We start from the raw sequence: 9509 nt of genomic DNA, 5'->3' as shown, positions 1-9509 counted from the left end.
AGAGTAGCTTGGGATCGTTTTTGATTTCTTCAAACTCAAATACGGTAATTAACCTCTTAAAAGTAGCTTGTTTTGTTCCGGAAAAATACTTACCGTACAAACCTTCGCTAGTATACGGATATAGCGTTGCTCCATACTTTTGTAAGATAATCGACTCGGATTTTTCTAGAAACTCGGCAAAGCTACTAATATCGAGTTTGTAATTATTCTGTAGCAATGCAGCAACTATTGCTTTTTCAAGTTCTGCCGATCCTCTTGCATCGTCTCCGACTCCGCACATTACTTCAAGTAGCCCCTTGGTACATTTCAAGAACTCGTCCTTATCGTCGGGATTCATACCTTTATAGAAACTTGCAAACGGATTAAGGCTAAAGGGGGCATTGCGACCGAACTGGATAATCTCACCGTCAAGCAACGTACAAATATTGGCAAAGCTCTGCCCGATATCCAAAATAAACATTCTGGTATTTTGAGCCATTAAGCTAACCGCTAGCTCTTGCAAGAATACCGATTTACCGCCGCCGCTAGGCGCAAATATACAAATATTGTAATTTCCCGAACTAATTTTGTAAAACGGATTGAAGTTAAATAATTGCCCGCGCCGAGCATGCAAAAGTACTCCGGATTTCGGCACTCCTTTCCACTCGGCATGAATTGGAAGTCTTGCTATTACTTCTCGAGACAAGACGAGCCTCGTTAGCTTGAATTTATCTAAGATACTCCACATTAAGCCCTGTTGCATCGGCAGCATACTAAGCAGAGCGGGAAGCTGGAGATTGCTCGAGATACCGAGGCGAAAATTGTTACTGTTATATAAGCTAATTAAGTTCTGACTGACTATGTCGATCGATTCAGCCGTAGAAGTTATCATTAACGACCAATGTTCAGTCAAAAATCTCTCACCGCTACTTGTTGCCCGATCGTTAATATCTTGCCACTCCGCCGCTTCTCTTTTTAAATCACGATTACCGTTACTGTACCACTTCTCCGATGCTTCAATTACTTTCTTACCTCTGGCGGTAATCATAGCACTTCCGCTTTTGCTTATATTACTGCTAACGGAGTAACTTATAATAAACCTTGCCGGTATTCCCATACTGCTACGGGTACTATCGCCGAACAAATTTATCGTCTCGGTAAGCGAGAACTCTTGCGGCAATTCCTTGATATGATAAATTCTTGATACTAGCCTTGAGCTTACGCAGGTTATTTGATCTTCCTCTATTACTTGCATCACGCTCGGAGCTACTATTTGTTTTGATAATAATTCTAGGGGGTTATAACTAGCGGTTGTGTCCGTTGCTAGCTCCATTTGCAGCATCGTCCCGACAAGCTTAATTAAATCAACCGCATCACAAGTTCTCGGAGCTAATTGCAAAGATTCAAGTTTATTGATAAAGCTATTTCTAAAGCCGGTAATTCCGCTTTTAGTGTTATTTTTTGTATCTATAATTTGGCTAAAAGAAACAAATATTCGATAATCTCTGGCAATTCGTCCGTCGGAAACGCCGAAACTTATTGCCCGCTCCCTTACGAACTGCGCACGTCTTTTGGTTATTTTATCAAGCAGAGGGTCGGGATTAACACGAGCTTCTTGCCAGTAGTTTAAGATATCCTCTACATCATGGCTAGCAACCAATAAAAACTGCAGATAAGAATGTTCGGGCAATTCATCGTTAAAGAAATGCGATAGGTTTTTATGAACGGAATCGTCGACACCGACGATAGGGCTAATTTCCAGCATGAAGCCGACGACATTGCCGTCGCTTAAGAATAAGTTATTTTCCTCATCGAAATATCGATAACTCAAATAATCGTCAAGCGCAAAAGTTCCGGCAAGAATCTTATCTACGATAGAAGCGGTATTCTCGCTTTCTACGTTTTCGGCTAGACCGCAAGTATTAGCAATATTGCGATATATTAGGTTTAAGTTGCTTAATTTCATGAGTTTAATATTTTAATTATTTAATCGGTTATTTAAGGTATAAATCATCGCCGTCTTCATATTCGTTTAAAGCATCTTCTCTATCGATGATTTTTACCTTATGAATTTGATTTAAAGCTTTTTTAGGCACATTACTTAGTTAAAAGTTATATAAGAAGAACAACACCAGATAAATTTGCAGCTTGTTTTAGATGATTGTCAAATGTTGCCAGTGGCAATGTATAGCGTAAAGATAATTCTAAATAACATGCGTCATATAAACTTAAGCTATATCTTTCTGCCAGCTCAGTTGTTTCTTGCCAAGCATGTTTAGAAGTCGATTGATCGATATTAATCGGTAATTCATTTAATGCGTATAAAGCACTGTGTCTTTGTTCTTTTGTAATACGTTTGTTACGTTGACTTATTAGCAGTACATTACCTACTTCCAGCTGCCAAATTGTAGGTACTATAGCTCCGTTCTCCGCTACTTTATCAAGTATATTAAGAGAAGTTTTGGAAGTTTCATCAGACATAAACCATGAAATGGTAACCGAGCAATCAAGTATAATAGGTGACATAGTTACCGCTTTCCTTCATCTCGATAACTTTTCCACTCTTCCCAATTAAACTCTCCTAGCCTCATTTCTTTAGCAAGATTACGCAAACGCAATACAGCTGCTTTTATCGCTTCTGCATTAGATGTTTTTTCTATTGGAATAATTTTAGCTACAGCCCTTCCTCTTCTAGTAATAAGTATTTCTTCTCCTGCCATTACTTGAGTTATAAGTTTTGTAAAATGAGTTTTTGCTTCAAAAGTACCGATAGAATTTTTCACTTTTATAACCTACTAGATTTCTAACTAGTTTAGTAAAAAAGAGTTTAAATGTCAAAAGAATACTTGCTTGTTATTATTATCTTTTATAATTTGTAATTGCTATCGATACTGAAACATATCGTTGCAACTCAATCTCTGTAAAACCTTTTAAAGCGTATTTTATGCTAGGGGTCTGCTGTTATAAGTGCCTCTGGCATGAAATGCAGTAGGGATTATTGTAACTCAATGATTTGTTTCAATCCCTAGCACCATTATGTTTTTAAATTGGAAAAAGGGGTTGATTATGTCTAATCAAATTATATTTACCGCAGAAGAACTAAAACATTTTTCTAAAACTTCACCGCTTACTATTCACGAACTCTCAAAAATCATAGAAAGCAAGACCAGTCAACAATACGTTATTGTTCAGAAAGACTTTGTGAAAGCTATCAGCAAACAGCTTTTTGACAATACTCTACATATTTTTGATATAAACAAGTTCCTTAGTGATATTTGGTCAAAAGTTGTAGAAGAAAACCGAGCTACGACTGATAAATGGAAGAGTGAATTAAGTACATTTAATGTTGAGTAGTAGCGTGTTTTTCTATCGTGCGGTGTTGGTCTATCTAATAGGATTTACTGGTTGTTTTGTTATATATGGAGGTTATATGAATTTTATAAGACACATTTTAAAAATTCTACAAATAGCAGAGCCATTTTTTCTTGCCTTAGCTCTTTTAATCTTCTTTCTTTTATTTCATTATTTTATGGTAGTTAATGGTGAAGATGTTTTATTATATCTAAAATCTTTATTATCATTTACTTATAAATAAAATTTTGTTATTCAGGCGGTTCACCATATTTATTAGAACCTGAATTACCTGGAATTAACCCTGGCACTACATCTAATGATATAAAAAGGGTGTAAATAAAATAAGTTGTTAATCGATCATTAATGAATTTAATATCATAATTATCAAAAAACATAGTAACAGCTATTACAAATATTATTGCGCATAATATAACTATACCACTAAAATTAAAATCGTGTAATCGTCTAAAAGCAATGGATAAACTAGGAATAAATATATATATAATATAAATAAAATACCATAAAAATGGTAATTTACGCTGTAAAAAATAGTCTATAATTAAATAAGAAATACAATAAATTAAATATTCTTTTCTCGATGTTCTTCCAGAAAATTTAAAATAGTTAATAAAGATATTTTTTATCAAAATATTAAAAATATCTTTTATAAGATAAAATATTTTATTCAAAGATAAAATCATCTGAAGTTGTACCTATTATTTCTGTTGTATAATCCTTAATATCTATAAGTGATTTACTGTTTATTACGGCTATACATTGTAATAAATCAGTCGTCATTAAATCTTTGTAATCTTCTTTAACTATTTGTAAAAAAATACCGCTAAAAGCAAGCATTTTTCCTTTTAAACTTGGTATTTTTGATGAAAGTAATATCAATTTACTATCAACACTTTTTTTTACAAAACCAGCACCAATTACTATGCTAGCAGCTTGTAAATATTTTTTACAGACGGCCCATTCATCATCACCGTATAAACCCACCCATTTTTTATCAGTTTCAGTGTTTTCTTTATGATGAGTATCTGCAAAATAATTAAAAGCTTGTTTTAAATATTGCCACACTGTTTTTGAAGATGTGTTATCATGTGTTTTTATTACTATTTCTTGATGAGGTTTTGCTTCCATTGCTTCAATAAATAGAGCACCTCCATTTGTTGTAATATGGTTTCCCGAAACATCTAAATACCTTAAATTAGGATGTTGTCCGTTACCTAAATGCGACGCTATATATTTAGCACCATCATCACCTATTTGATTATTAGATAAATTGATAAACTTAATATTATAAAGAGCGGTATTACTACGAGATAAACTAAAAGTATAAAATAAATTTTCAACTGCTCCGTAACCGAGTAAATTATTACTAGCATCAAATTTATTTAAGTTTAATCCCTGATACTGTAAATGTTGTACTAATACTCCGATATCTTCGTTTTTGACATGACTTTTACTAATATCTATTATTCTCACATCGCTAAGAAGGTTTCCGTGAGGTGGATTAGTAGTTTTCTCTATTATGTCTTTACAAGATAAAATACTATTACTGGATTTTTGATCAAAGGTTTTTTGACTATAGTTTGTTTGTATATTTAATAAGTGATTACGAATAGTTTGAGTAACCATTTGCAGGTTATTTTCTATAACAGATCCACCTATGTTTCTCATATCAACTTGCATATAAAAATCTAAAATTGGATTTTGTATTTTTAAACACGTATCAAAGTCAAAACCCGTTATTTCCATTAATTGTTGAACGCACGCTCTTTGATTGTCTACACCTCTATCATTAGACTTAAAAAAATTTAGTGCGTGATAAAAAGCTTTTTCTGTAGCTTCATCTGTTTTACTTTTCATCATAAATCTCTAATTTAGATAAAATTACGATATTATTTGTTGCTCTATTATGAAGAAATACCCAGTTATATGCGTTTCATATAAGGATCATAAGAAGGCCTTGACCACATTTTTTTATCGTAAAAAGTAGTTTCAAATCTACCTGGATTATTTTTCAAATCATTTAACCACACAGCCATACGCTTAGGAGAAACTGGAATTTTAATTAAATTGTCGTTACTATCATAAACATGTGCTTCTTCAGTACGAGGAGTATATCCGTGTCCAGTCACTCCTTGTACATCTAATTTTCCCAATAAACCATACTCTCCCTTGTAAAGTTTATTAGTATTTAACACTTCATTTTTTTTCTGAACAACTGGCTCTTGACTCTTTAATTTTTCTTGCGCTTTAATAACTTCTCCTACAACCTCAGCTCCTCCATAAACACCTACTTCTTTTAGACCAACTAATCCACCAGTTATCGCTCCAATAATACCTCCTAATACTGTTAAACCACCTATAACATAAGGATTGCCACCTAATCGTACACCTATTTTCATGCCAGCAAAAGCTCCTGTAAAAACACCACCTACGGCATGCAATGCAATATCAACTATTCCTTCAGTAGATTTAAGAGCTTCTTCAACACCATTTCTTAAATGCTCGAGTGTAATATCAGTAATCGGTGGAAAAGGAGAAGAAGTATTTAATTCCCCTTGTTTTACCTTATACAAAGCACTGATAACATAAGACCGTGATTGATATTTTTCTGGCCCTAACCGCATAAACTCTTTGTTTTCAAAGTCCATATTAATCTCAAAAGGAAGATTTGAAGGATATTGTTGTATAGATTGTTGAGGAGTAGGTTGGTAAGAAGTAGGTAAACTGTTATAAGGCGAATAATCTAATGGGCTTGGATTATAAAACTGTTTTATCTCTACAGGCTTATTATTAAACGTATCTATATTATCTACAACAAACGTAGGTTTAGAAGGTTTATTAAAACCTGTTGTTATTGTTTTTTGAGGTTCTCTACATAGTTGATATTTATTTCCTCCTAAATCTTCAACAAGATCACATTTTTTCTGGTTAGTATTTGTCTTTGTATAAATAATAGGTGTTTCGTCAATTTTTTTCATAAAACTACACTCTTAAATTTAAGAATTATATTTTAAATTGAAATAAATTAGTAATATTTACTTTTTAAAAATAGAATTTACTAAAACCAAAAGTTGTAACTCAAAAAGCACGTTTTAGTTAATTTAGTATCATTTTTATTACATCACTATTCTTAGAGCTAATTAGCTTATTAAAGGTTATTTCTGATTTATACTTGAGAATTAAAGAGGACAATAAATATTTAAAAGATTAGTAAGTCGTAAAGATTATTAGTCGAGACTACAAAAACGTAGCCTCGTTATTTTAGACCTAAAGCAAACAAGTTTGCTTTCTGGTTATGTTCGTATTATAAGCTAAAAAGTTTAAAAAGTAGTTAATTTATATGCTTAATAGTTGTTTTTTTATTTCTTCTTTTTTCAAACCAGACTAGGATAGTCCATGTAAGTAATATTATTAATACGTCTGTTACAACTGTAATAATAAAAGGTTTTAATAAAAAACCATGATTTTTAATAGAAATTATTTTGCTAATAATCATAATCATAATTAACGGTATTAATAAATTGCTTTTAATACTATTAGTAGATTTAACTTTAAGAAAAAATTGCCTATATATATCATGTAAAACAAAATGTTGATAAAATAAACTTAAAAGTATAATAAAGTATGTATGCCAAGTAACAGGTCTGCTAATAATAAATCGATTAATAAAAAAAATATTAATAACTATACTAAGAAACGTTATAGTACAAAAAAATTGTAACTCTCTCATTTTCTTAGATTTAACATTTTTCTCATCTTCTTTCATAACAAATCATTCATAAAAAATACCTCTGAAGTTAATTAAACACCTATATTTCAAGTACGTTAATTAAAAAATCACTATAACAAAAAATAAACTTCAAGTTGTATCTTGAATTACACATTCTAAATATTTGAAATATAATTTTCTTCACTTTTTAAAATCTTTCTTTTATACAGTTCAAAGGCAAGCTCTTTGCAGGTAAAACCGCTTTCATCACTAATTATTTTAATAGCTAAAGATATTTTGTATTTAAAGTTTCTGTGTATTAGCTTAATCAATCTATCAATAGCGATATTGAAATTAAGGTCGTTGATTTCAAAAAGTATGTTAATATACCTAATGATAAAAATTATTATATAAGTTGCTTAAATTAAGTATTTTTTAAACTTTTCGATTTATAGTGTAATCACAACCAGAAAGTAAATATATTTACTTTAGGTCTAAAATAACGAGGCTACGTTTTGTAGCCTCGACTAACAAACTACCTCTTCTCAACAATACTTAAAAACCTCACTCTAATATTTTATTTTACACCGCTTGCAAACCTTGTAGTATCAGTCTTTATAGATTATTATTGTTGTAATAAATTTTTTTAAAATTACCAAGCAGCCAAAGGTTATCGGATGAATAAAACTGAATTTAATAAGCTTGTTAGAAAAGTATTAGTTAAAAACATGACTCACAGCAGTAATGAAAAAGAAGCAGATCATGTTATTAATACTTTTGTTGAAAGTATAACTTTAGCACTAAAAGATAATGACGAAGTTTTTCTTGTAGGTTTTGGTAGATTCTTTAAACAAAAAGTAGCTACAAGAAAAGGACGTAATCCTAAAACTGGTGAAACTATGACTATACCTGCTTATATTCAACCTAGATTTACAGCTGGTAAGAATTTAAAAGATAGCTGTAATAATATAACTTAATTGCACCAAAATTTTCTTTAGTTATTAGCTTCATAAACCTTATAGCAAGAGTGCTGTAAGGCATATATTTATAACTTACATATGGTGCAATTAAAATATAATAACTTGCGACTTACTTGGACTATTTTTTTTGTCTTATAAGCCCCATAAGCCTTGAAGCAAGTAAGCTGTGAGCTTTTGCTACACCCCTGTTGTAGGCTTCGAGTACTCCAATAGTTTTTGTACTCAAATTTATTTCATTTACTTACTATATAAAACTTATAGCAAGATTATTACAAACTCTAAACTTGGGCTTTATATAGAGCACAAAAATCACTGTTTTCACAACTGAATAAACGGACTGTCTTGTTCGTTCTCAATATACTTCATAAGCCTTGAGCTAACAAGGCTGTAAGCCTTTGCTATACCCCTATTTATAGTGTCCGAAAATTAGAGGTTGTATTAAGTTTATTATTTCCTGTTATTATCCTGTTATGTACTTGAACTATAAAAAACGATAAACTATATTAAATTTATCAAGATATGTTGGATAAAAACTTATGAAAACTAGTGAGAAATCTATAAAGCAAGAAAGAGTAAGACCTCAGCTATTCATTGATACAAAAGCTTTATCAAAAGAAGATTTAGAAAGTGAAGTATTCAAAGAAACTGATAGATATTCTATTACTCCAACTACCTTTAAAAGTAGAGACTTAAAAGCAAAGCTAAATTTAAAGAATACAATATCTAAAACAGAATTTGATATAGAAGAAAAAGTAAAAAAACTATCTTTTATAAATGAAGAAACAAATAAAATTAATGCTTCATTATTAAAATTAAGAGATATCGGAATTTTAAATGAAGGCGAATTAACAGGTTGCAATTTTCAGATAAAAGCACTTTTGTTTGACTTATTGATAACAAAACAAAATGAGATAAAAAAGGAAATTGATACGCTAACACAATACAATAAATCTGTGTTAATGATTGCTGAACAAAAACAAATTTTATGTTATGAAGACCTTTACGAAAATACTCAAGGTCAATCAGTAATTAGATATGGAATAAATCTTACAAAAGAACTATCGCATATAGCAAAAGAGTATAATAAATGCCATGCATGATCATACTAAGCTAAAATGCCTTGCTAAAACTCGCCGTGGAACTTTATGTCAAACATCACCCGTAAAAGGTAAGAAGCGATGCCGCATGCACGGCGGAGCTAAGGGTATAGGTGCGCCTAAAGGTAGTGCTAACGCTCTAAAGCATGGTTTCTATAGCAGAGAAAATATTCAAAAAAGAGCTGAAGTTAGGCAACTGATAAGGGAATTTAAAAACCTAAACAAAGAAATGCTGTTATAACCTTTACTCTTTTTTCCTTAATGTTTGTCTAAATATTCGATGTGTTGTGCTACCCCTTGCAACCCTTGTTCTATATATGGTTTAAGGTTGTTTCATCCATAAAACTAGGTAGTTGTAGCATCTTATCTTTG

12 protein-coding genes are annotated in these 9509 nt (G+C 31.3%); 5 read left to right on the top strand and 7 right to left on the bottom strand.

Annotated features, from left to right (window positions below):
• From Trichorick_RS08245 to Trichorick_RS08235, 3 genes are all read right to left on the bottom strand, one after another.
• On the bottom strand, positions 1-1945 hold a 1945-nt coding region (locus Trichorick_RS08245; RefSeq protein WP_323739181.1), incomplete at its 3' end, for a TraC family protein.
• 146 nt (positions 1946-2091) lie between these two features.
• Complete coding sequence (locus tag Trichorick_RS08240) at positions 2092-2505, bottom strand: type II toxin-antitoxin system VapC family toxin (protein WP_323739180.1); 414 nt, start codon at positions 2503-2505, stop codon at positions 2092-2094.
• A gap of 2 nt (positions 2506-2507) precedes the next feature.
• Entirely contained in the window at positions 2508-2762 is a 255-nt protein-coding gene (locus Trichorick_RS08235) for a type II toxin-antitoxin system Phd/YefM family antitoxin (RefSeq protein ID WP_323739179.1), read from the bottom strand.
• Between the two features lie 283 nt (positions 2763-3045).
• Between Trichorick_RS08235 and Trichorick_RS08230 the strand changes: the two genes are divergently transcribed.
• Together Trichorick_RS08230 and Trichorick_RS08225 are read left to right on the top strand one after the other, a co-directional pair.
• Positions 3046-3333 (top strand): hypothetical protein, encoded by a 288-nt coding sequence (locus tag Trichorick_RS08230; protein WP_323739178.1) that lies wholly within the window; start codon positions 3046-3048, stop codon positions 3331-3333.
• A gap of 4 nt (positions 3334-3337) precedes the next feature.
• The gene (locus Trichorick_RS08225; RefSeq protein ID WP_323739177.1) at positions 3338-3574 is read left to right on the top strand and encodes a hypothetical protein; all 237 of its coding nucleotides are present in this window, start codon (positions 3338-3340) and stop codon (positions 3572-3574) included.
• 7 nt (positions 3575-3581) lie between these two features.
• Here the strand turns inward: Trichorick_RS08225 and Trichorick_RS08220 are convergent, their stop codons facing one another.
• The 4 genes from Trichorick_RS08220 to Trichorick_RS08205 form a co-directional block, all read right to left on the bottom strand.
• Positions 3582-4034 (bottom strand): DUF805 domain-containing protein, encoded by a 453-nt coding sequence (locus Trichorick_RS08220; RefSeq protein ID WP_323739176.1) that lies wholly within the window; start codon positions 4032-4034, stop codon positions 3582-3584.
• Positions 4015-5211 carry a leucine-rich repeat domain-containing protein gene (locus Trichorick_RS08215; protein WP_323739175.1) on the bottom strand — a complete coding sequence of 399 codons (1197 nt, stop codon included), beginning with the start codon at positions 5209-5211 and terminating at the stop codon, positions 4015-4017. Before Trichorick_RS08215 ends, Trichorick_RS08220 begins: the two co-directional genes overlap by 20 nt.
• Positions 5212-5273: 62 nt before the next feature.
• On the bottom strand, positions 5274-6329 hold the full coding sequence (locus Trichorick_RS08210; RefSeq protein ID WP_323739174.1) for a hypothetical protein: 1056 nt from the start codon (positions 6327-6329) through the stop codon (positions 5274-5276).
• A 353-nt stretch (positions 6330-6682) separates the two neighbouring features.
• On the bottom strand, positions 6683-7117 hold the full coding sequence (locus Trichorick_RS08205) for a hypothetical protein (RefSeq protein WP_323739173.1): 435 nt from the start codon (positions 7115-7117) through the stop codon (positions 6683-6685).
• Positions 7118-7737: 620 nt separating this feature from the next.
• Here Trichorick_RS08205 and Trichorick_RS08200 point away from each other — a divergent pair.
• From Trichorick_RS08200 to Trichorick_RS08190, 3 genes are all read left to right on the top strand, one after another.
• A complete protein-coding gene (locus tag Trichorick_RS08200; RefSeq protein ID WP_323739172.1) occupies positions 7738-8037 on the top strand; it encodes an HU family DNA-binding protein in 300 nt (99 codons plus the stop codon).
• A 539-nt stretch (positions 8038-8576) separates the two neighbouring features.
• Positions 8577-9140 carry a hypothetical protein gene (locus Trichorick_RS08195; RefSeq protein ID WP_323739171.1) on the top strand — a complete coding sequence of 188 codons (564 nt, stop codon included), beginning with the start codon at positions 8577-8579 and terminating at the stop codon, positions 9138-9140.
• Positions 9133-9378 carry an HGGxSTG domain-containing protein gene (locus Trichorick_RS08190; protein ID WP_323739170.1) on the top strand — a complete coding sequence of 82 codons (246 nt, stop codon included), beginning with the start codon at positions 9133-9135 and terminating at the stop codon, positions 9376-9378. The genes Trichorick_RS08195 and Trichorick_RS08190 overlap by 8 nt, the downstream gene beginning before the upstream one ends.
• The last annotated feature ends 131 nt before the right edge of the window (positions 9379-9509 follow it).

This window comes from Candidatus Trichorickettsia mobilis, from assembly GCF_034366785.1.
Taxonomy (GTDB): Bacteria; Pseudomonadota; Alphaproteobacteria; order Rickettsiales; family Rickettsiaceae; genus Trichorickettsia; species Trichorickettsia mobilis_A.
This window is presented reverse-complemented; position numbering and strand designations above follow the sequence as displayed.